The 25,824-nt window shown below is 67.9% G+C and carries 26 protein-coding genes and 1 pseudogene; 19 read left to right on the top strand and 8 right to left on the bottom strand.

Annotated features, from left to right (window positions below):
- Window positions 1-344: pseudogene (locus V8324_RS17270) on the bottom strand (hypothetical protein); the annotation flags it as partial.
- A gap of 150 nt (window positions 345-494) precedes the next feature.
- Between V8324_RS17270 and V8324_RS17265 the strand changes: the two are divergent.
- The 6 genes from V8324_RS17265 (at window position 495) to V8324_RS17240 (ending at window position 5,404) form a co-directional block, all read left to right on the top strand.
- Window positions 495-1,331, top strand: a complete 837-nt coding sequence (locus V8324_RS17265) for a hypothetical protein (RefSeq protein WP_336421160.1) — start codon at window positions 495-497, stop codon at window positions 1,329-1,331.
- Between the two features lie 116 nt (window positions 1,332-1,447).
- Window positions 1,448-2,170: a competence/damage-inducible protein A gene (locus V8324_RS17260; RefSeq protein ID WP_336421159.1), complete on the top strand. Its 723-nt coding sequence runs from the start codon at window positions 1,448-1,450 to the stop codon at window positions 2,168-2,170.
- Window positions 2,167-2,907: a GNAT family N-acetyltransferase gene (locus tag V8324_RS17255; protein ID WP_336421158.1), complete on the top strand. Its 741-nt coding sequence runs from the start codon at window positions 2,167-2,169 to the stop codon at window positions 2,905-2,907. Before V8324_RS17260 ends, V8324_RS17255 begins: the two co-directional genes overlap by 4 nt.
- Window positions 2,904-3,476 (top strand): peroxidase-related enzyme, encoded by a 573-nt coding sequence (locus V8324_RS17250; RefSeq protein WP_336421157.1) that lies wholly within the window; start codon window positions 2,904-2,906, stop codon window positions 3,474-3,476. The genes V8324_RS17255 and V8324_RS17250 overlap by 4 nt, the downstream gene beginning before the upstream one ends.
- A gap of 102 nt (window positions 3,477-3,578) precedes the next feature.
- Window positions 3,579-4,688 carry a Ppx/GppA phosphatase family protein gene (locus tag V8324_RS17245; protein ID WP_336421156.1) on the top strand — a complete coding sequence of 370 codons (1,110 nt, stop codon included), beginning with the start codon at window positions 3,579-3,581 and terminating at the stop codon, window positions 4,686-4,688.
- Complete coding sequence (locus V8324_RS17240) at window positions 4,688-5,404, top strand: RlmE family RNA methyltransferase (RefSeq protein ID WP_336421155.1); 717 nt, start codon at window positions 4,688-4,690, stop codon at window positions 5,402-5,404. The genes V8324_RS17245 and V8324_RS17240 overlap by 1 nt, the downstream gene beginning before the upstream one ends.
- Window positions 5,405-5,425: 21 nt before the next feature.
- On the opposite strand, the gene V8324_RS17235 is transcribed toward V8324_RS17240, so the two are convergent.
- Window positions 5,426-6,526, bottom strand: a complete 1,101-nt coding sequence (locus tag V8324_RS17235) for a hypothetical protein (RefSeq protein WP_336421154.1) — start codon at window positions 6,524-6,526, stop codon at window positions 5,426-5,428.
- A gap of 148 nt (window positions 6,527-6,674) precedes the next feature.
- On the opposite strand from V8324_RS17235, the gene V8324_RS17230 reads away from it, so the two are divergent.
- Window positions 6,675-7,361 carry a thiamine diphosphokinase gene (locus tag V8324_RS17230; RefSeq protein WP_336421153.1) on the top strand — a complete coding sequence of 229 codons (687 nt, stop codon included), beginning with the start codon at window positions 6,675-6,677 and terminating at the stop codon, window positions 7,359-7,361.
- Complete coding sequence (locus tag V8324_RS17225) at window positions 7,358-8,992, top strand: hypothetical protein (RefSeq protein ID WP_336421152.1); 1,635 nt, start codon at window positions 7,358-7,360, stop codon at window positions 8,990-8,992. The genes V8324_RS17230 and V8324_RS17225 overlap by 4 nt, the downstream gene beginning before the upstream one ends.
- Before the next feature lie 218 nt (window positions 8,993-9,210).
- Here the strand turns inward: V8324_RS17225 and V8324_RS17220 are convergent, their stop codons facing one another.
- The 3 genes from V8324_RS17220 to V8324_RS17210 are packed head-to-tail and all read right to left on the bottom strand — an operon-like array spanning window position 9,211 to window position 11,451.
- The gene (locus V8324_RS17220) at window positions 9,211-10,533 is read right to left on the bottom strand and encodes an MATE family efflux transporter (RefSeq protein ID WP_336421151.1); all 1,323 of its coding nucleotides are present in this window, start codon (window positions 10,531-10,533) and stop codon (window positions 9,211-9,213) included.
- Window positions 10,526-11,035 (bottom strand): PaaI family thioesterase, encoded by a 510-nt coding sequence (locus tag V8324_RS17215; RefSeq protein ID WP_336421150.1) that lies wholly within the window; start codon window positions 11,033-11,035, stop codon window positions 10,526-10,528. Before V8324_RS17215 ends, V8324_RS17220 begins: the two co-directional genes overlap by 8 nt.
- On the bottom strand, window positions 11,035-11,451 hold the full coding sequence (locus V8324_RS17210) for a PaaI family thioesterase (protein ID WP_336421149.1): 417 nt from the start codon (window positions 11,449-11,451) through the stop codon (window positions 11,035-11,037). The genes V8324_RS17215 and V8324_RS17210 overlap by 1 nt, the downstream gene beginning before the upstream one ends.
- 128 nt (window positions 11,452-11,579) lie before the next feature.
- Here V8324_RS17210 and V8324_RS17205 point away from each other — a divergent pair, with 128 nt between their 5' ends.
- The 8 genes from V8324_RS17205 (at window position 11,580) to V8324_RS17170 (ending at window position 20,046) form a co-directional block, all read left to right on the top strand.
- Window positions 11,580-12,719, top strand: a complete 1,140-nt coding sequence (locus tag V8324_RS17205; protein ID WP_336421148.1) for a putative manganese transporter — start codon at window positions 11,580-11,582, stop codon at window positions 12,717-12,719.
- 79 nt (window positions 12,720-12,798) lie between these two features.
- Window positions 12,799-13,167 (top strand): MerR family transcriptional regulator, encoded by a 369-nt coding sequence (locus V8324_RS17200; RefSeq protein ID WP_336421147.1) that lies wholly within the window; start codon window positions 12,799-12,801, stop codon window positions 13,165-13,167.
- A 201-nt stretch (window positions 13,168-13,368) separates the two neighbouring features.
- Window positions 13,369-13,770: a MerR family transcriptional regulator gene (locus V8324_RS17195; protein WP_336421146.1), complete on the top strand. Its 402-nt coding sequence runs from the start codon at window positions 13,369-13,371 to the stop codon at window positions 13,768-13,770.
- A 45-nt stretch (window positions 13,771-13,815) separates the two neighbouring features.
- The gene (locus V8324_RS17190; protein WP_336421145.1) at window positions 13,816-15,612 is read left to right on the top strand and encodes an acyl-CoA dehydrogenase C-terminal domain-containing protein; all 1,797 of its coding nucleotides are present in this window, start codon (window positions 13,816-13,818) and stop codon (window positions 15,610-15,612) included.
- 39 nt (window positions 15,613-15,651) lie between these two features.
- Window positions 15,652-15,963 (top strand): hypothetical protein, encoded by a 312-nt coding sequence (locus tag V8324_RS17185; protein ID WP_336421144.1) that lies wholly within the window; start codon window positions 15,652-15,654, stop codon window positions 15,961-15,963.
- Window positions 15,960-16,595, top strand: coding sequence for a glutathione S-transferase family protein (locus tag V8324_RS17180; RefSeq protein WP_336421143.1), 636 nt, complete (start codon window positions 15,960-15,962; stop codon window positions 16,593-16,595). Before V8324_RS17185 ends, V8324_RS17180 begins: the two co-directional genes overlap by 4 nt.
- Before the next feature lie 14 nt (window positions 16,596-16,609).
- Window positions 16,610-17,821: an acetyl-CoA C-acetyltransferase gene (locus V8324_RS17175; RefSeq protein ID WP_336421142.1), complete on the top strand. Its 1,212-nt coding sequence runs from the start codon at window positions 16,610-16,612 to the stop codon at window positions 17,819-17,821.
- A gap of 17 nt (window positions 17,822-17,838) precedes the next feature.
- Window positions 17,839-20,046: a 3-hydroxyacyl-CoA dehydrogenase NAD-binding domain-containing protein gene (locus V8324_RS17170; RefSeq protein WP_336421141.1), complete on the top strand. Its 2,208-nt coding sequence runs from the start codon at window positions 17,839-17,841 to the stop codon at window positions 20,044-20,046.
- Between the two features lie 100 nt (window positions 20,047-20,146).
- Here V8324_RS17170 and V8324_RS17165 read toward each other — a convergent pair whose 3' ends face one another.
- On the bottom strand, window positions 20,147-20,797 hold the full coding sequence (locus V8324_RS17165) for a carbonic anhydrase (protein ID WP_336421140.1): 651 nt from the start codon (window positions 20,795-20,797) through the stop codon (window positions 20,147-20,149).
- 152 nt (window positions 20,798-20,949) lie between these two features.
- On the opposite strand from V8324_RS17165, the gene V8324_RS17160 reads away from it, so the two are divergent.
- The 3 genes from V8324_RS17160 to V8324_RS17150 all read left to right on the top strand — a co-directional run bounded on the left by V8324_RS17160 (window position 20,950) and on the right by V8324_RS17150 (window position 23,565).
- A complete protein-coding gene (locus tag V8324_RS17160) occupies window positions 20,950-21,330 on the top strand; it encodes a hypothetical protein (protein ID WP_336421139.1) in 381 nt (126 codons plus the stop codon).
- Between the two features lie 91 nt (window positions 21,331-21,421).
- Window positions 21,422-22,813 (top strand): leucyl aminopeptidase family protein, encoded by a 1,392-nt coding sequence (locus tag V8324_RS17155; RefSeq protein ID WP_336421138.1) that lies wholly within the window; start codon window positions 21,422-21,424, stop codon window positions 22,811-22,813.
- Window positions 22,810-23,565, top strand: coding sequence for a C40 family peptidase (locus V8324_RS17150; RefSeq protein WP_336421137.1), 756 nt, complete (start codon window positions 22,810-22,812; stop codon window positions 23,563-23,565). The genes V8324_RS17155 and V8324_RS17150 overlap by 4 nt, the downstream gene beginning before the upstream one ends.
- Here the strand turns inward: V8324_RS17150 and V8324_RS17145 are convergent.
- A complete protein-coding gene (locus tag V8324_RS17145; RefSeq protein WP_336421136.1) occupies window positions 23,546-23,896 on the bottom strand; it encodes a DUF2794 domain-containing protein in 351 nt (116 codons plus the stop codon). The two genes, V8324_RS17150 and V8324_RS17145, sit on opposite strands and share 20 nt — an antisense overlap.
- A 58-nt stretch (window positions 23,897-23,954) precedes the next feature.
- Window positions 23,955-25,601: a Y-family DNA polymerase gene (locus V8324_RS17140; RefSeq protein ID WP_336421135.1), complete on the bottom strand. Its 1,647-nt coding sequence runs from the start codon at window positions 25,599-25,601 to the stop codon at window positions 23,955-23,957.
- Window positions 25,602-25,824 lie beyond the last annotated feature (223 nt).

Raw genomic sequence — 25,824 nt, 5'->3', positions numbered from 1 at the left:
GGCAGGTGCCCGCATTCCCAAATGCACAAAGTAGCGATCAGTCCCGAACGCCAGAAACGGGCGCCAATGCCGCGCGAGCGGCTTCGTCCAAGGGCGTAAAGCCGCGGATTGGCCTCGACGCGGGTGATCTGCGCGACGTCAAGGCCGCGCGCCACGACGCTGGAGAGGAAGCCGATCCCCGCGCCCAGTTCCAGCACCCGGTCGCCGGGGCGCAGGACCTTCGAAAGCGCGGTCACCTCGGGGGTCTCGTACATGTCGCGGCGCAGACGCCGCGCCACTTTCGCGGTGATGATCCGGGCGTCGGCGGGAAAACGGATGCCCCGGCAGGTGATGGTGTCGTCCACGGGACCGCTGGCGCGAAGGGGGGTGGCCCGCAGAATGCGGTGCCCCCGCGCGGCAAGACCGGTCGCGGTGAGAATCCGGGCTTGGCGTTTGCGGAAACTTCACTATCCCCCAATAAGAGCGGGACACGGCAGGCGCGGGCAGGCACGGACATGACACCAGATTACGAGATCGCGATGCTGTGGGTCGAGGGCCCGCTCAGCTATGTCGAGCAACTTTGCATCCGGTCCTTCCTCGATGCCGGGCATGCGGTGACGCTTTATCATTACGGCGCGCTGTCGAACGTGCCCGCGGGGGCGGTGCTGTGCCACGGGCGCACGATCCTCGACCGTGAGCGGTTCATCAGCCATGCGCGCACCGGCAGCATGGCGCTGTTCTCGGACGTGTTTCGCTATCACCTGCTGGGCCAGCGCGCCGGCGTGATCTGGGCCGACACGGATGCCTATTGCCTGCGCCCCTTCACCAGCGCCACGGGGCATTTCTTCGGCTGGGAATCGGCGCATCATATCAACGGCGGGGTGCTGGGCCTGCCGCCGGACAGCCCGGCGCTGGCCGGTCTGCTGGCGATGACCGGGGACGAGTACGCCATCCCCTTCTGGTACGGCGACGCGGCGAAGGCGCGCCTGCGGGCGCGCGCCGAGGCCGGCGATCCGGTGCATGTCGGCGACCTGCCCTGGGGCACGTGGGGCCCGCACGCGATCACCGCCTGGCTGCGGCGCACCGGCGAGGCCGCGCATGCCTTCGACCGCGAGGTGCTTTACCCGGTGCCGTTCCGGAACCGGCGGCAGATGTTCAAGCCGGGCAAGCGCGCGCAGGCCGAAGCGTTCTTGACAGACCGGACGCTGTCGATCCATCTTTACGGTCGGCGCATCCGCGATTTCCTGGCGGGGCGGCCCGGCGGGCTGCCCGATGCGGGCGGGCTGCTCGACCACCTGCTGAAGACGCACGGCATCGACCCCAAGGCGGCGCCGATCCCGCCACAGGCATGAGCCATGCGACCGGGCAACGCGAAACTGCGCCGGGCCACGGGCGGGAAGGGGTTTGAAAGCGCCCGCGCCACGCTTATACCGAAGCCAATCGCCGTCACCGGAAAAAGGCCCGCGCCATGCCCAACCCCACCGCCGCCATGCTTGTCATCGGGGACGAGATCCTGTCGGGCCGGACCCGCGACGCCAACATGCATTACCTTGCGGGCGAGCTGACCCGCACCGGTGTCGATCTGCGCGAGCTGCGGGTGATCAGTGACGACGCGGACGCCATCGTCGCGGCGGTGCAAGCCCTGAGCGCCGCGCATGACGTGGTCTTCACCTCGGGCGGGATCGGGCCGACGCATGACGACATCACCGCCGACAACGTGGCGCGTGCCTTTGGCCGGTCCATCGGCGTGCGCGAGGATGCGCGCGCGGTGCTCGCCGCGCATTACGCGGCGCGCGACCTCGAATTGAACGACGCAAGGCTGCGCATGGCGCGCATCCCCGAGGGGGCCACGCTGATCGAGAACCCGATCAGCGCGGCCCCCGGATTCACCCTCGAGAACGTGCACGTGATGGCCGGGGTACCGACGATCTTCCAGGCGATGGTGGCCTCGGTCCTGCCCACCATCACCGGCGGTGCGCCGGTCCTGTCGCAATCGGTCGACGTGGCGCGTGGCGAGGGCGATATCGCCGGGCCGCTGCGTAGTTTGTCTGAACGCTACCCGGACCTGTCCTTCGGGTCGTATCCCTACATGCGGGGTGGCGCCTACGGGGTGAACATCGTGGTGCGCGGCAGCGACGGCGCGCGCGTCGATGCCGCGATGGCCGAGCTTGCGGCGATGGTCGGCGCATGACCCCCGAGACGCGCGCGGTCCTCGCGGCGGCCGAGGCCACGTGGCCGCCCGCGGGCATCGAGGCTCACGGGCCGGCGACGATCCGCGAAGGGCGCGGCGGCGGCAAGCGCGTGTCGGCGGCGACCGCGACGCGCGCGCTGGACGCGGAAGAGCTGGCCCGCGCCGAGGACGAGATGCGCGATCTGGGGCAGGACGTGCTGTTCCGCATCCGCGCGGGCGACGAGGCCCTCGACGCCGATCTCGCCGCGCGGGGCTACCGCGTCGTCGATCCGACCAATATCCACGTGGCCCCCATCGATGCGTTGACCGTGCAGACGCCACCGCGCGTCACCACCTTCAGCGTCTGGGAACCGCTGGAAATCATGCGCGAGATCTGGGCCGAGGGCGGTATCGGCCCCGACCGCGTGGCGGTGATGGAGCGCGTGGAGGGGCCGAAGACCGGGCTTTTCGGGCGTCATGACAACCGTCCCGCCGCCGCGGGCTTTGTCGCTGTTGATGACCATATCGCCGTGGTGCACGCGCTCGAGGTGCGGCCCACCCACCGGCGCGCGGGTCTGGGGCGCTGGATGATGATCGAGGCCGCGCATTGGGCCGCGCGCCACGGCGCGCAACATCTCGCGGTGCTGTGCACGACCGCCAACGCCGCGGCGAACGGGCTTTATTCCGGGATGGGGTTCGCGCATGCCGGGGGCTATCATTACCGCGTGAAGGACGACGTGAAAGGATCCGCGCCATGACCGAAACCGACCGGACCACCGCGCTCGACCTGCAGGTGGTCGAGCCGCTGCCCGAGGACACGCAGCGCTATTTCGACATCTGCGAGGAAAAGCTGGGCATGGTGCCCAACGTGCTGAAGGCCTACGCGCATGATGTCGACAAGCTGAACGCCTTCACCGCGATCTACAACGACCTGATGCTGGCCGAAAGCGGGCTGAGCAAGCTGGAGCGCGAGATGATCGCGGTCGTGGTCAGCTCGATCAATCGCTGCTGGTATTGCCAAGTGGCGCATGGCGCGGCGGTGCGGCAATTGTCCGGCGAGCCGGCCTTGGGCGAGGCGATGGTGATGAACTGGCGCGCGGCACCGCTGGATGCGCGCCAGACGGCGATGCTGGCCTTCGCCGAGAAGATCACCAAGGCCTCGTCGGAGATCGTCGAGGCCGACCGCGCGGCGCTGCGCGAGGCCGGGTTTTCCGACCGCGACATCTGGGACATCGCCAATGTCGCGGGGTTCTTCAACATGACGAACCGCGTCGCCTCGGCCACCGGGATGCGGCCCAATCCCGAATACCACGCGCAGGCCCGCTGAACGGCGTTTGCGCTCGGGCACCTTGCCGGGCTTGCATGGCGCTTGCACGACAGCCCCGATGAGATTAGATTGGACGCAACTAGAAATGGAGGGCGTGTCGTCATGGCGCCCAAGCGTCCCGAAAGTGCGGGCGCATTCCCGAAACCGGTTGAGAGCCCCGCACTGACCCTGCCGGATCATTTGCCGCTATACGCGGCGCTGGATCTGGGAACAAACAGTTGCCGCATGCTGATCGCCCGACCCGAGGGCGCGCAGTTCAAGGTCGTGGACAGCTTTTCCAAGACCGTTCAGCTTGGCGCCGGGCTGGAACGCTCCGGCAGGTTGTCGCGCGCATCGATCTACCGCACGATCCAGGCGCTGCGGGTCTGCCGGCAAAAGCTGCGCCGCCACAAGGTCGAGCACATGCGGCTGGTCGCAACCGAGGCGTGCCGCCGCGCGGTCAACGGCATGGATTTCATGCAGCGGGTCGAGCGCGAGACGGGGTTGAAGCTCGACATCATCACCCCCGAGGAAGAGGCGCGGCTGGCGGTGGTGTCCTGCGCGCCGCTGGTCAGTTCGCGGACCGAGCAGCTTCTGGTCGTGGATATCGGCGGCGGCTCGACCGAGCTGGTGTGGATCGACCTGCGCGACGTGCCCCCCGCCGAGCGCCGGCGCGCCATCGCGCGCATGCATCTGGGGTTCCAGTGCACGGATGCGGGGCCGACGGCCAAGGTCGTCGACTGGATCAGCGTGCCGCTGGGCGTGGCGACGCTGCGCGACCAGTTCCACGACGTGATGGAGGACAGCGCGCGCTTCGCGCTGATGAGCTGGTTCTTCGAGGAGAACCTCGCGGAATTCGCCCCCTACAAGGACGAACAGGCCCGCGAGGGGTTCCAGATCGTCGGCACCAGCGGCACGGTAACGACCGTGGCCGCCAGCCATCTCGGCCTCAAGCGGTACGACCGCAACAAGGTGGACGGGCTGACCATGACCAGCGACGAGATCGACAAGGTGATCCGCAGCTACCTGACGCTGGGTCCGGCGGGGCGCCGCAACGATCCGCGCATCGGCCAGGACCGGCAGGCGCTGATCATGTCCGGGGCCGCGATCCTGCAGGCGCTGCTGCGGTGCTGGCCCACTGACCGGCTGTCGGTCGCCGATCGCGGGTTGCGCGAGGGTATGCTTTACGCGCAGATGGCGACCAGCGGCGTGTTGCAGGACGGGACGGATTGATGGCCAAGGGACCCGATGGCAAGAACACCTCGGGGCGCGGACAGCGCGACCTGACGGTGCAGGTCAAGACGGCGCGCGGGCGGCGCGCGTCCTCGACCCGCTGGCTGCAGCGGCAGCTCAACGATCCTTACGTCAAGCGCGCGCAGGCCGAGGGCTATCGCGGCCGCGCCGCCTACAAGATCATGGAGCTTGACGATCGCTTCCGCTTTCTGGTGCCGGGCGCGCGGGTCGTCGATCTGGGCTGCGCGCCGGGGGGTTGGTGCCAAGTGGCGGTGCCGCGGATCAATGCGCTTGGCGACAAGCGCGGCAAGGCGCAGGGCCGCATCATCGGCGTGGATCTGCAGGAGGTCGAGGCAATCGCCGGCTGCGAGCTGCACCAGCTGGATTTCATGGAAGACAGCGCCGACGAGCGCGTCAAGGCGTGGCTGGACGGCGCCGCCGATGTGGTGATGTCGGACATGGCGGCATCAAGCTCGGGGCACAAGCAGACCGACCATTTGCGCATCGTGGCGCTGTGCGAGGCCGCCGCGTATCTGGCCTTCGACGTGCTCGACGAGGGCGGCACCTTCGTATCGAAAGTGCTTGCGGGGGGCGCCGAGGGCGAGTTGCAGACCCTTCTGAAACAGCGTTTCACGAAGGTGGCCAACGTCAAGCCGCCCGCGTCCCGCTCTGACAGTTCCGAGAAATTCGTCGTCGCGACCGGGTTCCGCGGCTGATCGCGGCGGTTTTCCCGGAGCCTATGGCGGCGCGGCGCGAAAGCCGGTGCTTTCGGTGATCGCGTAGCGCCCGTCGGAACATCTGCGCAGCTTCCCGGCCTGCAACAGACTCTCGAACGCCCGCAGCATGTCCTCGCGCGTGTCGGCAACGCCGATCAGGTCCAGCTTTTCCATCAGCAGCGGGCGAGAGAACCGCGGCTGCCCGTCGCAATCGGTCATGTAGGCCGCCGCAGCCTCGATGAGGGCGGGCAGGCCGGTGGGATTTGCCCTTCCGACGAAGGTGGCGAAATCCTCGGGCGGCGCGTCTTGCGGGGCATCGACGCGCTGCTCGGTTCCGAGGTGGAGCGGCGCGGACCGGCGCCCGGCCATGCGGGGCGGGGTGCCGCGCTGGCGCGCGATGGCGCGCGGCACGTGGCCCTGCGACGCCTCGTCCCGCGCGCGGCGCGGCTGCGGCGCGGGCCGTGTCTGGGCCCGGCTCGCGGCAAGGGCGGCGCGCAGGTGCTGGATCGCGTTGCGCCGACGGCTGGCGGCCGGGGCGCCGAGGTGACTGTCGGTTTCCTCGAAAATCCGCGACAGATCGTCCGCTGGTGGCGCGTCCGGTGGCGCGTCCGGGGTTTCCCCGGCCTCTATCCGGGCGAGGTCGCGCTGCAGGGCGATCTCGGCCTCGGGCGGCAGGGTGCTGTCGGCGCGTTGGCAGGCGGGGCCGGCGTCGTCATGCAGCACACCGTGATCCACGAGGCGGTCGAGATCCGCCCGCCGGATCCGCAGCACCCGCGCGGCGGTCGCGCAGGCGGCCCCGGCGGATCGGGTTTCGGGGATCTCTTGCCCGTCAGGCCGCGGGGTGTCCGGCGCAACGGCGCCACCCGTCCCGGCGACCCGCAGGTGAAAGCCGCCGCCCTGCTCGCGCGCCTCCACCTTGTCCTCGAGCCCGCGCGCGGCGATGCCTGTCAGGATGTCGAGATCCGGCGTGCCCGGCGCGACGCCGGTATCGCCCGCGATCGCCTCGAGATAGCGGAGATAGTCGAGAATCGCCGTCATGGTCTGCAACGGATCCTCGAACCCGTCGAGCGTGCAGCGAAACCCACCATAGGAGATCGAAAGCGTCTTGCTGCATCCCGCCATGTCGCATGACCACCCTTTTTACGAAACCGTCTTTGATTTACCATGCCGGAATGGATTGAAGCGGCACGATTTCTTGGTGTTAAACGTACCATTTCGTGGTCGGAATGTGTCATCGGCCGGTTAACGAGACGATAAGGGGCGCGAGAAAATGACTGTCCATTCCAAGACGCCGGTCACGCTGATCGGTGGGGTGCCTGTATCGGCCGCTCTGCTCGACGCGGCCCTGCGCCACGCCACAGAGATCGTCGCCGCCGATAGCGGCGCGGATCGCGCGCTGGACCACGGCGTCACGCCGCGGGCGGTGTTCGGCGATTTCGACAGCATTTCAGACGAGGCGCGCGCGCGGCTCGACCCGGCCACCCTGCATCCGATGGCCGACCAGGACAGCACCGATTTCGACAAGTGCCTGCGCCGCGTCACCGCGCCGCTGCTGCTGGGTGTCGGGTTCTGCGGCGCGCGGCTGGATCACCAGATGGCGGCGTGCAACACCCTCGTGCGTCATCCCGCGCAACGCTGCATCCTCTTGGGCGAGACCGACCTGATGGTGCTGTGCCCGCCCGCGATCCACCTGCCGCTGGCGGCCGGGTGCCGCGTGTCGCTGTTCCCGATGGGCGCGGTCGAAGGGGCGTCCGACGGGCTGCAATGGCCCATCGGGGGCCTGAATTTCGCCCCTGACGGCTGCGTCGGCACCTCGAACGCCGCACTCGGGCCGGTGCATCTGACGATCACCGCGCCCAAGATGCTGCTGATGCTGCCGGTGGAGATGCTGGACATCCTGGTGACGTCCTTGTTCGAGAGCGCCTCGCACTGGCCGGCGGCGGCGGCCGCGCGATGACTGCGACGGCGCGGGTCACCAACTGGATCGACGCGGTGGTGTTCGATCTGGGCCGGCAGATGCGCTGGACTTTCCTCCCACCGCTGATGGTCTATTTCGCCGCCGGGTTCTCGGGGCTGACGATGATCGTCGGCACCTTCTTCGTGAAGGAATACCTCGATCTGTCGGCGGCCTACCTTGCGGGGCTGGCCTTCTGGGCGGGCCTGCCCTGGGCGCTGAAGATGCCGCTGGGGCATCTGGTGGACATCATCTGGCGCTGGAAATGGCTGCTGGTCTATTTCGGCGCGGGGCTGGTCGGACTGTCGGTCTTCATCATGTACCTCGTGCTGACGCAGACCGAGATGATGACAGCGATCATGCCGATGAGCGCGTGGTACATCACCTCGTATCTGCTGGCGCCCTGCGGCCTCGTGGTGCAGGACGCAGTGGCCGACGCGATGTCGGTCGAGGCGGTGCCGCGCCTCGACGCCGAAGGCCACGAGATCGGGCTGGAGCAGTCGCGCGCCATGCATACCACGATGCAGACGCTGGGGCGCTTCGCGCTGATCCTCGGGACGGTGGTGGTGGCCGCGATCAACATCACGCTGTTTTCCGGCATCGAGGCGATGGACGCAGCCGCCAAGCGCGACGTCTACGCGACGATCTATCTTTGCGCGCTGGCGATCCCGGTGGTGTCGGTCTCGGGCGTTGTGCTGGCCGGCATCCAGAAGATCCGCCTGAGACGCGGGATGATCCGGCGCGGGCTGGACCCCGCCGAGGCCGACGCGCTGTTCGAGCGGCCCGACGAGGACACGACGCCGAACCCGTGGTATTTCATCGGCGGGGCGGGCTTCGTGGCGATCTCGCTGACCGTGGGGCTGAGCGACATTCCCTACGGGCAGGAGATCATATTCGTCGGGTCCATGGCGATCGTGCTGCTTCTGATGCGGCAGCTGATCGCGGTGCTTGAGCCCGCGCAGGCGCGCACCCTCGTGGGCACGGCGCTGGTGATCTTCATCTTTCGCGCGGTGCCGCGCCCCGGCGACGGTTACACCTGGTTCACCATCGACGTGCTGGGCTTTGATCAGCAGTTCCAGTCGATCCTGTCGCTGATCACCTCGGTGCTGACGCTGGTCGGGATGGTGGTGCTGCGCCCGCTGATGGCCAACCGGCCGATCGTCTACATCGTCGTGCTGCTGACGCTCGCCAGCGGGATCCTGTCGCTGCCCAATATCGGGCTGTATTACGGCATCCAGGACATCACCGCGCCGCTCACCGGCGGGGTGGCCGACGCGCGCTTCATCGCGATCATCGACACGGCGATCGAATCGCCTTTGGGGCAGATCGCGATGATCCCGATGCTGGCCTGGATCGCGCGCAACGCACCGAATGACCTCAAGGCCACGTTCTTTGCGGTCATGGCGTCGTTCACCAACCTGGCGCTGTCGGCAAGCTCGCTGCTGACGAAGTACCTCAACGAGGTGTTCGTGGTCACCCGGAAGGTGACCGATCCCGAGACCGGCGAGGTCACGACGCCGGCGGATTATTCCGAGTTGGGGATGCTGCTGATCGTGGTCACCGTGCTGACCGTCGGGTTGCCGCTGCTGACGGTGATGATCGTGCAGCGGACACGGCTGCGGACCCGGGAATAGGGCCGGTCATCGGAGTGTAGGCCGCGCCGCCCCCGACCGCCGGGTGGGCGCCGAAACGCGCGTGCGACACGCTTTATGGTGGCAAGGTCTTGCGACCGTGCTGCGGGATTGCGGGGTTGCAAAAGCCCCCGCCCAAGAGGGCGGTCGGGCGCTGCGCGGCGGCGCATTCGCGCCTCGATTCCGCGCAAGGACCGAGATCTTCGAGTCAAGCGCATCCCTCACCCCGGCCCCGCGCCACGCTCCAGCGCGGGGTAGCGCAGCCCGAGGGTCACGCCGCGGGCGATGAAGCTGATCAGCAGTGCCAGCCACAGCCCGTGATTGCCCAATCCCGGCACCAGGATTGCCGCCGCCACGACATAGACCGCAAGGCTGACGGCCATCATGTTGCGCATGTCGCGCGAGCGGGTGGCACCGATGAACACCCCGTCAAGCATCCATGCGGCAAGCCCAAGGACGGGGGCGGCGACCATGTAGGCGAGATAGGCGCGCGCCTCGACCTGCACCGCGGGGGCCTTGGCCATGATATCGACGATAGCGCCCCCGAACCCCGCAAAGCCGATTGCCAGCAGGCCGCAGACCACAAGGCCCCAGGTACTGGTCATCACCGCGCCGCGCCGCAGGCCACTTGCTGTTCGCGCGCCGTAGGCCTGCCCCACCAACGCCTCGGCGGCGAAGGCGAAGCCGTCGAGCGCATGCGCGGTGATGTGCAGGAACTGCAACAGCACCTGATTCGCCGCCAGCGTCACGTCGCCGAAATCGGCGCCCACGAACAGGAACGAGATGAAGATCGCCTGCAGCATCAGCGAACGCAGCAGGATATCTGTATTCACAGCCGCCATCACGCGCAGCCGCAAAGGGTCGAACACCCGCGGCCAGTCGCGCCATGCCGGCACCGCGAAGGCATCGCGGCAGAACCAGAAGCCAAGCGCGAGCCCGCCCCATTCGGCGATCACCGTGGCGCGCGCGACCCCGGCCACACCCCAGTCGAGCCCCAGCACGAACCACAGGTCCAGCCCGATATTGACGCCGTTCATCAGCACCTGGATCGCCAGCACCGCGCGCGTGCGTTCCTGCGCGATCAGCCAGCCGGTCATGCCGAAGATCGCGATCATCGCCGGCGCCGACCAGACCCGGATCGCGAGGTACTCGCGCGCCAGCCCCTCGACCTCGGCGCTGGCGGGCGCGAGCTTGAACGCCGCCCAGAAGACCGGCACCTGCAGCGCGATCACCGCCCCGCCGGCGGCAAAACCGATCATCAGGGCGCGGGTCAGCAGGGCCGCGACCTCGCCCACCTGCCCCGCGCCAAGCGCCTGGCTGGTCAGGCCGGTGGTGCCCATCCGCAGGAACCCGAAGATCCAGTAGATGCCCGTGAGGATCACCGCGCCGATGCCGACGGCCCCGATTGGCGCGGCCTGGCCCAGCTGGCCCACGACGCCGGTATCGACGGCGCCGAGGATGGGCACCGTGGCGTTGGAGATGACGATCGGCAGAGCGATCTTCAGGACGCGGGCATGGGTGACCGCGCGGGCGGTCTCAGTCATCGCGGCGCGGCATCAGGAAATGGCCAGTCGCCTGCGCGAAGGGGCGCCCGCGATTGTCCTGCCACGCCTCGACATGAACGCTCGCATAGCGCCGCCCCGACCGGTTGACCTGCGCGCGCGCATAGGCGTCTCGCGGCAGCCCCGAGCGCAGGTAATCCACGGTGAAATCGATGGTCTTGGGCAGCCGCGGCAGGCGGCCGGCCTTGAGGGTTTCGAGATCCACCGCGCCGCTCTCGACGTCGTCCCAGAGCATCCCCCAGCTGAGACCGATGATCGAGGTGATCTCGAGGAACGCCGCCGTGGCGCCGCCATGCAGCGCCGGCAGGATCGGGTTGCCGATCAGCTTCTCGTCGAAGGGCATCACGCCGGTCAGCTCGTCGCCGCGCCGCTCGAACGCCACGCCGAGAAACCCGATATAGGGCACCCCCGCGACCAGCGCGCGCAGCGCGGCATCGCGACGCTCTTTCACGACCTGCACGGGGTCGGGACGGGGACGCGCCATCATCCGCCCTCCACGGTGAAGCTGCCGGCGGCGGCGGCCACGGGCCGGGCCTCGTCGTCATCGACCGCGCGGGCGCGCACGAAGGCGACCGAGCGCGTCACGTGGTAGCATTCGGCGCGGGCGCGGATCGTCTGGCCGGGGGTGGCGGGGCGCATGTAGTCGATGCGCAGTCCGATGGTGGCGGTGCCGCCGGGCGAGGCCGGATGGCTCATCGCCGCGGCGCCGCAACAGGTATCCATCAGCGCCGACACGGCGCCGCCATGGATGACGCCTGTTTCGGGGTCGCCGATCAGGCGGGTGTCGTAATCCATCTCGATCTCGGCGGTGCCGTCGCCCATCTGCACCAGGCGCAGGCCGAGCGCGCGCGCATGCGGCAGCGCCTCCATGAATTTTCGTGCCGGATCGGTGTCGGTCATCTCGCCTCGCTGCGGTCCTGCGGGAGGGCCCGTGCCCACCCCGCTTTATTCGATCTTGACAGCCATGCTTCAACCCCCTATTTCCGCAATTGAGAATGATTAGCAAAATCACGAAAGGCACCCCCGCGATGAGCATCGATACCGGCGCATATGGCAGTATGACAGCGCTTGGCCGTCCGCTTCGGCCGAAGCGGGCGCTGGTGGCGCTGCTGCTGCTGGCCTTTGCGGTCGTGCCCGGCGGCTTCGGCGCCTTGACGCGGGAGTTGATGGTGGATGCCTATCTGCAGGTCTCGGCCTTCGTCGCCGCGACGCTTCTGCTGTTTTATGGTTCCGAGCGGGTGTTCAGGTATAACATCGGCGAGGCGCTGAGCCGCGCGCGCAGCGCACAGGTGCCGCTTGCGGCGCTGATGGGCGCGACGCCGGGCTGCGGCGGGGCGGTCGTGGTGGTCGCCGCCTACAGTTCGGGCCATGTCAGTTTCGGCGCCGTCGTGGCGACGCTGACCGCGACGATGGGCGACGCAGCCTTCCTGCTGATCGCGACACGGCCCGACGTGGCGGCGGTGGTGCTGCCGCTGTCCTTCACCGTGGGGGTCCTGTCGGGCTGGCTGATCGACACGCTGCGGCTGGCGCCGCCGCTGTCCGGCAAGTCCGAGGACGGCCACCTCGTGCCGCTGATCGGTCAGGTGCGACGCCGCGACATGGTGTTCCTGGCCGCGGCCGTGCCCGGGCTGGTCATGGGCATCACCCAGCTGACCGGAGCCGATATTGGCGCCATCTACGGCGAGATGCCGGTGCTGGTCGTGGGACTTGCGGGCACCGCCATCGGCCTTGCGATCTGGGCCACCTCGCCGCTGCAGGCGATGACCAACAGCGCCGACGCGCCGGTCACCCGAATGGCCGAAGAGACCTCGTTCATCTCTGTCTGGGTGATCGGCGCGTACCTGGCCTATGATTACCTCGCCGCCTATGGCGGGCTGGATCTCGAGGCGATGTTCGCCACGGTCGCGCCGCTGCTGCCGCTGATCGGGATCGTGATCGGCTTCGTGCCGGGCTGCGGGCCGCAGGTGCTGGTCACGACGCTGTACATCAACGGGCTGATCCCGTTCTCGGCGCTTCTGGGCAACGCGATCTCGAACGATGGTGACGCATTGTTCCCGGCAATCGCGATCAACCCGCGCGCGGCGGTGCTGGCGACGGTCTATTCTGCGGTGCCGGCGCTGATCATGGCCTACGGATTCTACTTCCTCGCGCCCGGCTTTCTGAACTGAGGCCGGGCCAAGGGACCCGTGCCATTGACGCCGCGGCGGACACGCGCGATCATCAAAGCCTGACGATCGGGGGGGCGTGATGGCCGAGACGCGACTCAGCTTCAAGCAAATGTGCGCGAAATACGACGTGACGCCGCGCACCCTGCGCTATTACGAGTATATCGAGTTGTTGCAGCCCGAACGCAACGGCCGGACGCGCATCTACGGACCAAGGGAATGCGCCCGCATGACGCTGATCCTGCGCGGGCGCAAATTCGGGTTTTCGCTCGAGGATATCCGGCAATGGCTGCTGATCTACGAACGCGAGGGGACCGAGGCGCAGATGCGGAGCTGGGTCGCGCTGGCCGACCGGCAGCTTGACGAACTGGCCGAACAGCGCCGTCAGCTCGACGAGGCGATGACGGAGCTCAAGCAGTTGCGCGACGAGACCGCCGCCAGCCTTGACTGACCCGGTTGCGCGCTGACGCTACCGGGCCGCCGCCGGGATGGTCGAGGCAAAGAAGTTTCCCGCGACGCAACCTGACCTTGGCTTATCTTACGTCAACGACAAAGTGACGTGACGTTGTACTTACGTCAACTGGCGGGGGTGTTGTATCAGGGCAGTGCCTGGCGCATTTCGGTGGCACCGATATGCGATGGGGACGAAACGATGACAGAAGACGTCATGACCATACGGCAGATGTGCGACGCGTTCGACGTGACCGCGCGCACCCTGCGGTTCTACGAGGCGAAGGAGCTTTTGTCGCCGACGCGACAGGGGCAAAGGCGCCTTTTCACCCGGCGCGACCGGGCGCGGCTGAAGCTGATCCTGCGCGGCAAGCGCTTCGGGTTCAGCCTCGAGGAATTGCGGCAGCTGCTCGACCTCTATGAAAAGGGGGATCAGCAGCACACCCAGATCGCCCGCGCCCACGAGGTGGCGCAGGCCCGTCTGGCCGAGATGGAGACGCAGCGCGACGAGCTGGAGACCGCGATCTCGGAGCTGCGCGAACAGATAAGCTGGGGCGAGCGCATGCTCGCCTCTTCGAAACGCAACCACGACGCCGCCGAATGATCCGGACGCGACCCGGCCCGACACCCGTCCCAGGGAGAGAGACACATGCCAAGCTACACCGCACCCACCCGCGACATGCAATTCGTCCTGCACGACGTGCTGAACATCTCGGCGTCCAGCATCCCCGGCTATGACGAACTCGACCGCGATTTCACCGCGGCGATCCTCGACGAGGCCGGGAAGATCGCGTCCGAGGTTCTCAGCCCCCTCAACCCGGTGGGTGACCGTGAAGGGTGCACCCTCGAGAACGGCGTGGTGCGCACGCCCGAAGGGTTCAAGGCCGCGTTCGAGACGGTGCGGCAGGGCGGCTGGACGTCGCTGGACTGCGACCCGGATTATGGCGGGCAGGGCCTGCCTTACCTGATCTCGACGGCGGTGGGCGAGATGTTCTCGGCCTCCAACATGGCGTTCAACATGTATCAGGGCCTGACGCATGGCGCCTACAACGCCATCCATGCCCACGGATCGGACGCGCAGAAACGGACCTACCTGCCCAAGCTGGTCAGTTCCGAATGGGGCGGCACGATGAACCTGACGGAGCCGCATTGCGGCACCGACCTGGGCCTCATCCGCACCAAGGCGGTGCCGCAGGACGATGGCACATACCAGATCAGCGGGCAGAAGATCTGGATCTCGGCCGGCGAGCACGACATGGTCGACAACATCATCCACCTGGTGCTGGCCAAGCTGCCCGATGCGCCGGACGGGGTGAAGGGGATCTCGCTCTTCATCGTGCCCAAGTTCCTGGTGAACGAGGATGGCTCCTTGGGCGAGCGTAACGCGCTGTCCTGCGGCGGACTGGAAGAGAAGATGGGCATTCACGGCAACGCCACCTGCGTGATGCACTACGACGGTGCCACCGCGTACCTCGTGGGCGAGCCGCACAAGGGGATGCGCGCGATGTTCACGATGATGAACGAGGCGCGGCTCGGGGTCGGGCTGCAGGGCTATGCGCAGGGCGAGGTGGCCTATCAGAACGCGCTCGGCTTCGCGCTCGACCGGCTGCAGGGGCGCGACGTGACCGGCACGCAAGCCCCCGACAAGCCCGCCGACCCGATCATCGTGCACCCCGACGTGCGCCGCAACCTTATGGATCAGAAGGCCTTCGTCGAGGGCGCGCGCGCCTTCACCTTCTGGGGGGCCTCGATGATCGACGCGCATGTTCGCGCCGAAGACGCGGACGCCGAGCAGATGATCTCGCTGCTGACGCCGGTGATCAAGGGGTTCCTGACCGACAAGGGGTTCGAGACGACGGTGTTGGCCCAGCAGACGCTGGGCGGGTCTGGCTTCACCCGCGAATGGGGGATGGAGCAGTTCGTGCGCGACGCCCGGATCACCATGATCTACGAGGGCACCAACGGCATCCAGGCGCTCGACCTCGTGGGTCGCAAGCTGGCGCAGAACGGCGGCAAGGCGATCATGGCGGTATTCGACCTGATGAAGGGCTACATCAAGGACAATGCCGGCCAGGATGCCGAGTTCGACGCGCAGTTCCTCGACCCGCTGAAGGCAGCCTCGAAGGACCTGCAGGCGGCGGGCACCTATTTCATGCAGCACGGCATGAAGGCACCGAACAATGCGCTGTCTGGATCGTATGATTTCATGCACCTCTTCGGGCATGTCTGCCTGGGACTGATGTGGGCGCGCATGGCGAAAGCCGCGAAGGCCGGGGTTGACGAGGGGCGCGGCGACACGGCCTTCCTCGAGGCCAAGCTCGCCACCGGGCGGCACTACATGAGCCGGCACCTACCGATGACAGCCACGCACTTGGCGCGCATCCGGACCGGCGCGGATACCGTTATGGCGCTGGAGCCCGAGCAATTCGCCAGCGCAGCCGGCTGAGTGGCGCGGCGGGCCGGTCGCGAAAGGAAAGGTCCGGTCATGACCGGCACGACGCCAAGGAAAGACTGCCTGTCTGTCGCGCGAACGGCCGATGTCGGATGCCTCCGGCGGGAGTATTTCATGAAAGATGAATGGGACAGGTCCACCCTGCCCGATGCGCGGGCCGACAGGCATCAGGCACCGGAACAAGGCTTCACCTTTCACGGCCAACGGCTCTCCAGCCTGTACCGCGTCCGCGAGAACAACACGTCAAAGTTTATATCCGGTAAACTTTTTTCAGCTTCATCTTTCCAAAAATACTCGAATCCGACGCACACCGTCAGAGACAAACGCCCGAAAGGACGCCCATGACCCTGAAACTCTACTGCTTCGGCGAAAGCGGCAATGCCTACAAGGCGGCGCTTGCGCTGGAGCTTTCGGGCACCGCCTGGGAACCGGTCTTCGTCGACTTCTTCGGCGGCGAGACGCGGCAGGACGCGTTTCGCGACCTCAACGTCATGGGGGAGGTACCGGTGCTGGTGGATGGCGCGGCCACCTTGACGCAATCGGGGGTCATCCAGATGTACGTTTCGGAGATGACGGGAAAGTTCGGCGGCGCCACGCCCGAGGAGGCGCGCGAGGTGATGCGCTGGATGTTCTGGGACAATCACAAGCTCAGCGGTCAGGCGGGCATGACGCGGTTCTTGATGAATTTCCTGCCCGAGGAGAAGCGCCCCGCAGAGGTGATCGCCTTCATGCAGGGCCGGCTGAGGTCCGCCTATGCCGCGCTCGACACCCACCTGAACGGGCGCGACTGGATCGTGGGCGACGCGCCGACGAACGCGGATCTGAGCTGCTGCGGCTATCTTTTCTACCCAGAACCGTTCGGGTTCGCGCGTACCGACTGGCCCGAGATCGACCGGTGGCTCGGCAATATCGAGCGCCTTCCGGGGTGGAAGCACCCCTATGACCTGATGCCCGGCAACCCGTCCGACCGCCAATGACCAAGGAGACCGACATGACCGACGCCTATATCTTCGACGCCGTGCGCAGCCCGCGGGGCAAGGGCCGCATCGACGGTGCCTTGCACGAGGTCACCGCGCCTCGCCTTTCCGCCCATGTTCTGAATGCGCTGATTTCGCGCAACGGCTTTGAGGGCCACGCCGTCGAGGACGTGATCTGGGGCAATGCCACGCAGGTCAAGGAGCAGGGCGGGTGCCTTGCGCGCACCGCCGTGCTGGCCTCGGACCTCGACGAGCGGGTGCCGGGCCTGTCGATCAACCGTTTCTGTGCATCCGGCATGGAGGCCGTGAACCTTGCCGCCAACCAGGTGCGCGCGGGGGCCGGCGACGGCTACATCGCCGGCGGGGTCGAGATGATGGGCCGCGTCGCCATGGGCAGCGACGGCGCGGCGATCGCCGTCGACCCCTCGATCGCGATGGAGAGCTATTTCGTCCCGCAGGGCATTTCGGCCGATATCATCGCCACCGAATACGGCTTTTCGCGCGACGACGCCGATGGCTTTGCCGTCGAATCGCAGCGCCGCGCCGCCGCGGCGTGGGAGGATCATCGGTTTGACCGCTCGATGATCGGCATCCGCGATCAGAACGGTCTGCCGATCCTCGACCGCGACGAGCACATGCGCCCCGAGACCGACATGCAGTCGCTCGGCAGCCTGAAGCCCAGCTTCAAGGACATGGGCGAGAACATGCCCGGCTTCGACGCCGTGGCCAAGCTGAAATACCCGCATCTCGAGGCGATCGCCCACATCCACCACGCCGGCAATTCCAGCGGAATCGTGGACGGGGCAGCGGCGGTGCTCGTCGGTTCAAAAGCGTTCGGCGAGAAATGGGGCCTGACGCCACGCGCGCGCATCCGCCAGACCACCAAGATCGGCACCGATCCGACGATCATGCTGACCGGCCCCGTGCCCGCCACCGAGAAGGCGCTGCGCGACAGCGGCATGGCGATCGGCGATATCGACCTTTTCGAGGTGAACGAGGCGTTCTCGTCGGTGGTGCTGCGCTTCATGCAGGCCTTCGACGTCGATCACGCCAAGCTCAACGTCAATGGCGGCGCCATTGCCATGGGCCATCCGCTGGGCGCCACGGGCGCGATCATCATAGGCACGCTGCTGGACGAGCTGGAGCGCACCGGCAAGGGCACCGGGCTTGCCACGCTTTGCGTGGCGTCCGGCATGGGTGCGGCCACGATCATCGAACGCGTTTGAACGGGGAGACTGCGACAATGACCGATTTCACCACTGATTTCACCATGGAAAAGGGCGCCGACGGCGTCGCGATCATCACCTGGGACGTGGCCGGCAAATCGATGAACGTGATGACCCGCCAGGGCTTCACCGATCTCGAGGCGCTGATCGACGACGCGCTGGCAGACGAGGCCGTTAAGGGCGTTATCCTGACCTCGGGCAAAGAGGGCAGCTTTGCCGGGGGCATGGACCTCAACGCCATCGCGCGGATGCGCGACGAGGCAGGCGACGAGCCCGCCCGCGGGCTGTTCGACGGCGTCATGGGCATGCACGCCATCCTGCGCAAGATCGAGCGCGCGGGCATGGATGACCGCAACAAGGGCGGCAAGCCGATCGCCGCAGCCCTGCCCGGCACGGCGCTCGGCATCGGGCTGGAGATACCGCTCGCCTGTCACCGGATCTTTGCCGCAGATAATCCCAAGGCGAAGATCGGCCTGCCCGAGATCATGGTCGGTATCTTTCCCGGTGCCGGCGGGACCACGCGGCTGGTGCGCAAATTGGGCGCGATGGCGGCCTCGCCGCTGCTGCTGGAAGGCAAGCTCAACGATCCGAAAAAGGCCAAATCGGCCGGTGTGGTGGACGAGGTCGTGCCCGCCGATCAACTGATCGAAAAGGCCCGCGAATGGGTCCTGTCGGGGCCGAAGATCGTCAAGCCCTGGGACGAGAAGGACTATAAGATGCCCGGCGGCGCGCCCTATCATCCCGCGGGCTTCATGACCTTCGTGGGCGCCTCGGCAATGGTCAATGGCCGTACGCAAGGCGCGTTCCCGGCCGCGAAGGCGCTGCTGTCGGCGGTCTACGAGGGCGCGCTGGTGCCCTTCGACACCGCGCTGAAGATCGAGGCGCGCTGGTTCACGCATGTGCTGATGGACCCCAGCTCGTCCGCGATGATCCGCTCGCTCTTCATCAACAAGGAGGCGCTGGAAAAGGGCGCCAACCGCCCCGAGGCCCCGGACCAGACCGTCCGAAAGCTGGGCGTCATGGGAGCGGGGATGATGGGCGCGGGCATCGCGCTGGTCTCGGCGCAGGCCGGGATCGAGGTGGTGCTGCTCGACCAGAAACAGGAGGCGGCCGACAAGGGCAAATCCTACACCGCCGACTACATGGACAAGGGGATCAAGCGCGGCAAGGCCACCGAGGACAGCAAACAGGCGACGCTCGACCGGATCACCGCCACCACCGATTACGCAGCCCTCAATGGCTGCGACCTGATCGTCGAGGCGGTGTTCGAGGATCCCGGCGTCAAGGCCGAGGCCACACAAAAGGCTCTCGCCGAGGTGGGCGGCGACTGCGTCTTCGCGACCAACACCTCGACGCTGCCGATCACCGAACTGGCCCGCGCCAGCGACACGCCGCAGGATTTCATCGGCATCCACTTCTTCTCGCCGGTCGAGAAGATGAACCTCGTCGAGATCATCAAGGGCGAAAAGACCGGGCCGCGCGCGGTCGCCAAGGCGCTCGATTTCGTGCGCCAGATCCGCAAGACGCCGATCGTGGTCAACGATGCGCGGTTCTTCTACGCCAATCGCTGCATCATCCCCTACCTCAACGAGGGCATCCGCATGGTGGCCGAAGGCGTGGCCCCGCCGCTGATCGACAACGCGGCGCGGCAGCTGGGATTCCCCGTGGGGCCGCTGCAACTGGTCGACGAGACCTCTATCGATCTCGGCGCCAAGATCGCGCGGGCGACGAAGGCCGCCATGGGCGACGACTACCCGGATGCCGCCGTCGACGAGGTGATCTTCTGGATGGAGGGCGAAGGCCGGCTGGGGCGCAAGGCCAATGCGGGGTTCTTCGACTATGACGACAAGGGCCAGCGGCTCGGCTACTGGCCCGGTCTGGCCGAGAAATTCCCCCGCGCGCCTGAGCAACCCGACCTGACGCTCGTCCAGCACCGGCTGATGTTCGCGCAGGTGCTCGAGGCGGTGCGCGCGCTGAAAGAGGGCGTGCTCGAGGATATCCGCGAGGGCGACGTGGGCGCGATCCTCGGCTGGGGCTTCGCGCCGTGGTCGGGCGGGCCGTTCTCGTGGCTCGACATCATCGGCACGCCCTATGCCGCCGAGCGTTGCGATCAGCTGGCCGAGGAATTCGGCCGCCGGTTCAGCACACCCGACTTGCTGCGCGAGATGGCCGAGCGCAACCAGACCTTCTACGGTCGGTTCGACACGCAAACAACGGCCGCCTGACACGCGGTCCCCGCGGGGCTTGCGGCGCGCCGCGGGGCTTCATCTTTCCGAAAATACTCGAAATTCCGGCGCCGCCGCCGGGCCCGGTACCCGCCGCGGATCACAGCGGCTGAAAACGGTCCTGCGCGGCGTCGTACTGCTCCAGCCCGCCCGACCCGATATCGTGCCACAACCCGTGCAACGTCAGCGTGCCGTCGGTGACGCGGTCGGCCACGAAAGGAAAGCTCATCAGGTTGTCGAGCGAGACGACCACTGTCTGCTGTTCCAGCGCCCGCAACTGCGTCGCGGGCTCGGCGATGTCGCGCACCCGCTCGTAGCCGGGGCGCAGGATCTGCAGCCAGCGTCCCACGAAGCTGGTCTCGAGCTCGAGCTCGGGGACGGTGCCCGCGCACATCTGCTGGCAGCCCTTCGCGCCGCCGCAGGCGGAATGGCCGATGACGATCAGATGCGCCACCTTCAGCGCGGTAACCGCGTATTCCAGCGCCGCCGAGGTGCCGTGCTGGCCGCCGGAGGTTTCGAATGGCGGGACGAGGTTGGCGATGTTGCGGTGAATGAAGAACTCGCCCTGGTCCGCGCCGAAGATCGAGGTCACGTGAACGCGTGAATCGCAGCACGAGATGACCATCGCGCGGGGATGCTGTCCCTGATCCGCGAGGTGGCGATACCACGCCTGGTTGTCGGCATAGGTCGTCGCCTTCCAGCCGTGGTAGCGGTGAACAAGGTAGGTGGGCAGCGGGCGGGCGTGTTTCATTCCGGCTCCGGATCTTGCGGCTGTCACGGCTCGATACCGGGGAATCGTGTCGAATTCGAGGGAAAATTTGCCCCCGTCTAAACCGTTTGGGAACCTTGCCCGGGGCATTCTGTGTGGCGTGGGACGCAACGACAAACAAATCGGGTGAGACAGTGAACCAGGTGACATTACTGAAACAGGAAGAACGCGTGCGGCTCGATCCGGACAGGCTCGATGCGCTTTTCGATCAACTGGGCGAAACCGGGGCCGAGGATATCGTCTGCCGCGCGCTCGAGGAACTGGCGGCACGGCTCAGCCACGCCGAGCGCTGCCACCGCGAGGGGCGCATCGAGGACATGCGCAAGAGCAGCCGCAGCCTGATCGCGATCGCCGACCAGATCGGCATGTCGCTGCTGGCCCGGGTTGCGGGGGATGTGACGGCAAGCATCGACGCGGGCGATCACGTCGCGCTCGGCGCGACCTTCGCCCGGCTCTTGCGGATCGGCGAACGCTCGCTGTGCGAGATCTGGGACGTGCAGGGCACCTCGTACTGAGGCTGTTGCCGGAAAGTCGGATTTGACGGGTTGCAGGTGGCGCGCAGGCGGCTAGGCTGACGGGAAACAGCCAATGCAGAGGTTGCCCCCGATGAGCCTGACATTCGCCACCCCCGGAACACCCGCGATCCCGCTGCACCTTATCGCCGAGGCCGATTGCGACGCTTTCGTCGACGCGCAGCCGCCGCAGGTCGCGGCGTGGCTGCGCGCGACGGAATTTACCGGCGCGCTTGGCCGCACGGTGGTAGTGCCTGACGCCGAAGGCGGCATCGCCATGGCCGTGGGCGGCTACGGCAACGAAGCGGCCCGCGTGCGTGGGCGCTTCCACCTCGCGGGCATCGCCGCCGCCCTGCCCGAGGGTACCTACGCCGTCGAAGGACTGCCACCGGCCGATGCCGAGACCGAGGCGCTTGGCTGGCTGTTGTCGCATTACGGCTTCAACCGCTACCACGCGCAATCCCCGGTGCGCGCCCGGCTGATCGCGCCCGAGGGGGTGGACGCCGCCCGGCTCGAAGTGATCGCGGCCGGCGAGAAGCTGACGCGCGACCTGATCAACACACCGGCCAACCATCTGGGCCCCGAGGCGCTGGAAGAGGCCTGCGTCGATCTCGCCCGGGATTTCGGCGCGCAGATCACCTGCCATCACGGCGAGGACCTGATCGCCGGGAACTTTCCGCTGATCCACGCGGTCGGGCGCGCCGCCGCCGAGGAACCGCGGCTGATCGACATTACATGGCACGGCACGAAGGGCGATACCGGCCCCACCCTGACGCTGGTCGGCAAGGGCGTGTGTTTCGACACCGGCGGGCTGAACCTCAAGCCCGGCAGTTCCATGGGGCTGATGAAGAAGGACATGGGCGGGGCCGCCACGGTCATGGGGCTCGCGCGGATGATCATGGCGCTCGACCTGCCGCTGCGCCTGCGGGTGCTGATCCCGGCGGTCGAGAACTCTGTCAGCGCCTCGGCCTTCCGTCCCGGCGACATCCTGACCGCCCGCGGCGGCACGACCGTCGAGATCAACAACACCGATGCCGAAGGCCGGCTGGTGCTGGCCGATGCGCTGGCCTACGGGGCCGAGGATGCGCCCGACCTGATGGTGTCGATGGCAACGCTGACCGGGGCGGCGCGCGTGGCACTCGGGCCCGATATCGCGCCGTTCTTCACCGATCACGCGCCTTTCGCCACGGCGCTCGAGACCGGCGCGACGAAGGTCGCCGATCCGGTCTGGCGTCTGCCGTTCCACACCCCCTACGAGACGATGATCGAGCCGGGGATCGCCGATCTGGATAATGCGCCCTCGGGCGGATTCGCGGGCGCGATCACCGCGGCGCTGTTCCTGCGCCGCTTTGCCGGGGATCGGCCTTACGCGCATTTCGACATCTATGGCTGGTCTGCTACCCCGACCCCGGCCCGGCCCAAGGGCGGGGTCGGGATGGGCGCGCGCGCCCTGCTGGAGGCGCTGCCGGAGGTGCTGTCGCTGTGAGCGAGACACTTCTCGTCGCCGAGCCGTTGGTCGATCTGCGCCGCGGCCCCGGCGGCCCGCGCGACCGGCAATTGCGGATGGGCGAGGCGGTGACGTTGCACCACGAGACCGGCGGCTGGGCCGAGGTCACCGCGCTGCGCGACGGTTATGCCGGGGTCGTGCCACGCGCCGCACTTGGGGCCGGGACCGTCACCCACCGGGTGAGCGCCCGCGCCACGCATATCTACGAGGGGGCCGATTTCAAGACGCACGAGCGCTTCGGCCTCAGCCACGGCGCGCGACTATGTGTCATGTCCGAAGAGGGCCGCTTTGCCGAGACGCTGCAAGGCTTCGTGCCGCGCGTGCATCTCGCCCCGGTGGATACTTGCGACCACGACCCGGTGGCGGTCGCGGAACTTTATCTGGGTACGCCCTATCTCTGGGGCGGCGATTCGGCGTTCGGCATCGACTGTTCGGGGCTGGTGCAGGCGGGGTGCCTGGCTTGCGGCCTGCCCTGTCCCGGCGATAGCGGCCCGCAGATGGAAAGCCTCGGCGCGGCCTTGACCGAGGACGCGCACCTGCGGCGCGGCGACCTGCTGTTCTGGCGCGGGCATGTGGCGTGGGTCGCGGGGCCGGACACGCTGTTGCACGCCAACGCGCATCACATGGCCGTCGCGTTCGAGCCCATGTCCGAGGCGATCGCACGGATCGCGGCGCAGGGCGACGGCCCGGTCCTGGGGCGGCGGCGCGTGGTCAGTCCACCGCGCGGATAAGCTTGCGGTCGAGCACCCGAAGCACCGTGCGCAGGTCATGGCCGCGCTTCAGGATCCGGCCATCCATGCCGATCACCGAATACTGCCCCTGTTTGCCTTGCAGGCGGGGCCGTTTCTCGATCCGGTAGAGCGGATGTTCGGCGGTGCGGCGAAAGACCGCGAACACGGCGACCTCGCGCAGGCAGGAAATGCCATAATCGCGCCATTCACCGGCCGCCACCATGCGCCCGTAAAGCGACAGGATCACGCCAAGCTCGTCGCGCTGGAACGCCACCTGGTCGTGGGGCGCGGGATCGGGGCCGGGCACCGGGCCGGAAGAGTGATAATTCATGTCCCCAAGAGTCGCGCCAAAGCCGCACGGAATCAAGCCATTTTCACGGCCGGCCCCGTCAGCCGAAGCGGCCCTGGCAGAACCAGCCGCCCGAAATCTGTGCACCGAAGGCCTGGAACAGCCACAATCGCTCGCCGCGGGTGGTGACCACCTGCCAGTAATCGCGCAGTCCGCTGCGCCATTCGGGATCGTCGAGCCACCATTCCGGCGCGATGCGTTCCGGCCCGATCGAGCCTGCGACCTCGTGCGCCCGGCCGCGCCAGTGAAAGGCGGCGCAGGGGCGCGCCTCGCGCAGGACGCGCAGCGGCTCTGGCCGCCACATCAGAACCGGTCGCGCAAGATCCGGCAGCGGCCACGGCCCCGGTGCGGGGTCGGACCACGCGACGGCAAGGGTCAGCGCGGATTTCTCCGGAATCGCGCTTTCAGCGGGATGATGCCGGGTGATCGCCTCGAGCCCGATGCGCCCGCCCAGCCGGGTCACCAGGTCGGCGAGTGCCGCCGCGCGGGCCTCGGTGCCGGAGGCCGGCGTGCCGTCATGGACCGGGCTGCGCACCTGGCGCGCCGCCATCGGTTCCGTCACCAGCGCCTCGAGCCGCAGGACGTCGATGCCGAAACCCGCGTCGATGCCGTCGATCCGGGCCTCCAGCAGCGGCTGGATGGTCTCGGGCGCATGGCTCGGGCGGGCGAGCCGCAGGTTGAGCACCTGCAGGCTGTCATCGGTGCGGAACGCCTCGAGGCGCAGATGCCGCGCGCCCTGCCCCGCCTCGCGCAGCATCGCGCAAAGCCGCGGGACCAGCCGCGCCAGCCCGGCGCAGATATCCGCGTGCAGGCCGATGGGATCGGGCAGGCTGAGCCGCGTGGCGAAGCGCGGCGGCGGTCGGCCGGGCGAGACCGGTTCCGGCACCTGCCCGAGCGCCTGGTCGAGGCGGCGCGTCACTTCCGGGCCGAAGCGCCGGGCCAGCGCGGCACGCGGCTGGCCCACCAGGTCGCCGACCCGGCGCAGCCCCAGCCGCCCCAGATCCGCCAGCACATTGTCGGGCAGGCGCAAGGCGGCCACCGGTAGCGGCGCCAGCACGCTGTGCATCTGCCCCGGCGGCGCGATCCGGGCGGTATGCGGCCCGCCTGCCTCCGGCGTGGCCCGTTGCCAGTGCCGCCGCTGTGCGGCGCGGGCGCGGGTGGCGCGGGCCTCCTGCTCGATCGCGTCGCCCGGCCGCCCCGGCGCCAGCCCGCGATCCGCGAACCGCGCCAGCGCCCAGGCCGCGCCCACCGTATCGGCCAGCCCGCAGCGCACCGACAGGCCCAGATCGGCGGCCTCTTCGGTCAGGCTGTCGATCAGCGCCATCTCGCCGCCGAAAAGATGCGCGCAGCCGGTGATGTCGAGCCGCAGCCCGTCCGCGCCTTCCTCGCCCACCAGCGGTGAAAAGCGGTCCGCCCAGCGGGCGAGCGCGTGCAGGAACCCGGCCTCGGCGGCGCGGTGCTGCACCTGCGTGGCAAGATCCGGACACAGCGCATGCGCCTCGCGCAGCGGTTGCCCGACGACCAGCCCCGCGGCCTCGGCGGCGGACGACAGCGAACTCAGCACCTGCCGCTGGCCGTCATCGGCCACCACCGCGAAAGGCCGCTGGCCGGCATCAAAGCGACGCCGCAGAAGACGCTCTGCCCCGAGGCGCGGAAACCAGACAGACAGGATACGGCGGGGAGGCATGGCAGCAACTGTTCGCTATTTGTTCCAAATCTAGGTCAGCCGACGCGCGGAGTCGAGTCGCCGCGGCGTATTGCACCCGCGCCCGGTTTCCCGCAGAGTCGACGCAAATCATAGCGAAAGGGGGATATCATGCGCACACGTGCTGCTGTCGCGGTCGAGGCTGGCAAGCCGCTCGAAGTTATGGAGGTGGAGCTTGACGGCCCGAAGGCGGGCGAGGTGCTGG

This window comes from Roseovarius sp. D22-M7 (genome assembly GCF_037083785.1).
Taxonomy (GTDB): Bacteria; Pseudomonadota; Alphaproteobacteria; order Rhodobacterales; family Rhodobacteraceae; genus Roseovarius.
This window is presented reverse-complemented; position numbering and strand designations above follow the sequence as displayed.

Excerpts from the sequence above, each read along its gene's own strand:
- V8324_RS17230 (WP_336421153.1), top strand. The coding sequence starts at position 6,675 with ATGACTGTCCATTCCAAGACGCCGGTCACGCTGATCGGTGGGGTGCCT.
- V8324_RS17245 (WP_336421156.1), top strand. The coding sequence starts at position 3,579 with ATGGCGCCCAAGCGTCCCGAAAGTGCGGGCGCATTCCCGAAACCGGTT.
- V8324_RS17240 (WP_336421155.1), top strand. The coding sequence starts at position 4,688 with ATGGCCAAGGGACCCGATGGCAAGAACACCTCGGGGCGCGGACAGCGC.
- V8324_RS17140 (WP_336421135.1), bottom strand. The coding sequence starts at position 25,601 with ATGCCTCCCCGCCGTATCCTGTCTGTCTGGTTTCCGCGCCTCGGGGCA.
- V8324_RS17180 (WP_336421143.1), top strand. The coding sequence starts at position 15,960 with ATGACCCTGAAACTCTACTGCTTCGGCGAAAGCGGCAATGCCTACAAG.
- V8324_RS17265 (WP_336421160.1), top strand. The coding sequence starts at position 495 with ATGACACCAGATTACGAGATCGCGATGCTGTGGGTCGAGGGCCCGCTC.
- V8324_RS17220 (WP_336421151.1), bottom strand. The coding sequence starts at position 10,533 with ATGACTGAGACCGCCCGCGCGGTCACCCATGCCCGCGTCCTGAAGATC.
- V8324_RS17250 (WP_336421157.1), top strand. The coding sequence starts at position 2,904 with ATGACCGAAACCGACCGGACCACCGCGCTCGACCTGCAGGTGGTCGAG.
- V8324_RS17235 (WP_336421154.1), bottom strand. The coding sequence starts at position 6,526 with ATGGCGGGATGCAGCAAGACGCTTTCGATCTCCTATGGTGGGTTTCGC.
- V8324_RS17205 (WP_336421148.1), top strand. The coding sequence starts at position 11,580 with ATGAGCATCGATACCGGCGCATATGGCAGTATGACAGCGCTTGGCCGT.
- V8324_RS17165 (WP_336421140.1), bottom strand. The coding sequence starts at position 20,797 with ATGAAACACGCCCGCCCGCTGCCCACCTACCTTGTTCACCGCTACCAC.
- V8324_RS17185 (WP_336421144.1), top strand. The coding sequence starts at position 15,652 with ATGACCGGCACGACGCCAAGGAAAGACTGCCTGTCTGTCGCGCGAACG.
- V8324_RS17210 (WP_336421149.1), bottom strand. The coding sequence starts at position 11,451 with ATGACCGACACCGATCCGGCACGAAAATTCATGGAGGCGCTGCCGCAT.
- V8324_RS17260 (WP_336421159.1), top strand. The coding sequence starts at position 1,448 with ATGCCCAACCCCACCGCCGCCATGCTTGTCATCGGGGACGAGATCCTG.
- V8324_RS17170 (WP_336421141.1), top strand. The coding sequence starts at position 17,839 with ATGACCGATTTCACCACTGATTTCACCATGGAAAAGGGCGCCGACGGC.
- V8324_RS17175 (WP_336421142.1), top strand. The coding sequence starts at position 16,610 with ATGACCGACGCCTATATCTTCGACGCCGTGCGCAGCCCGCGGGGCAAG.
- V8324_RS17195 (WP_336421146.1), top strand. The coding sequence starts at position 13,369 with ATGACAGAAGACGTCATGACCATACGGCAGATGTGCGACGCGTTCGAC.
- V8324_RS17255 (WP_336421158.1), top strand. The coding sequence starts at position 2,167 with ATGACCCCCGAGACGCGCGCGGTCCTCGCGGCGGCCGAGGCCACGTGG.
- V8324_RS17190 (WP_336421145.1), top strand. The coding sequence starts at position 13,816 with ATGCCAAGCTACACCGCACCCACCCGCGACATGCAATTCGTCCTGCAC.
- V8324_RS17225 (WP_336421152.1), top strand. The coding sequence starts at position 7,358 with ATGACTGCGACGGCGCGGGTCACCAACTGGATCGACGCGGTGGTGTTC.
- V8324_RS17155 (WP_336421138.1), top strand. The coding sequence starts at position 21,422 with ATGAGCCTGACATTCGCCACCCCCGGAACACCCGCGATCCCGCTGCAC.
- V8324_RS17215 (WP_336421150.1), bottom strand. The coding sequence starts at position 11,035 with ATGGCGCGTCCCCGTCCCGACCCCGTGCAGGTCGTGAAAGAGCGTCGC.
- V8324_RS17145 (WP_336421136.1), bottom strand. The coding sequence starts at position 23,896 with ATGAATTATCACTCTTCCGGCCCGGTGCCCGGCCCCGATCCCGCGCCC.
- V8324_RS17200 (WP_336421147.1), top strand. The coding sequence starts at position 12,799 with ATGGCCGAGACGCGACTCAGCTTCAAGCAAATGTGCGCGAAATACGAC.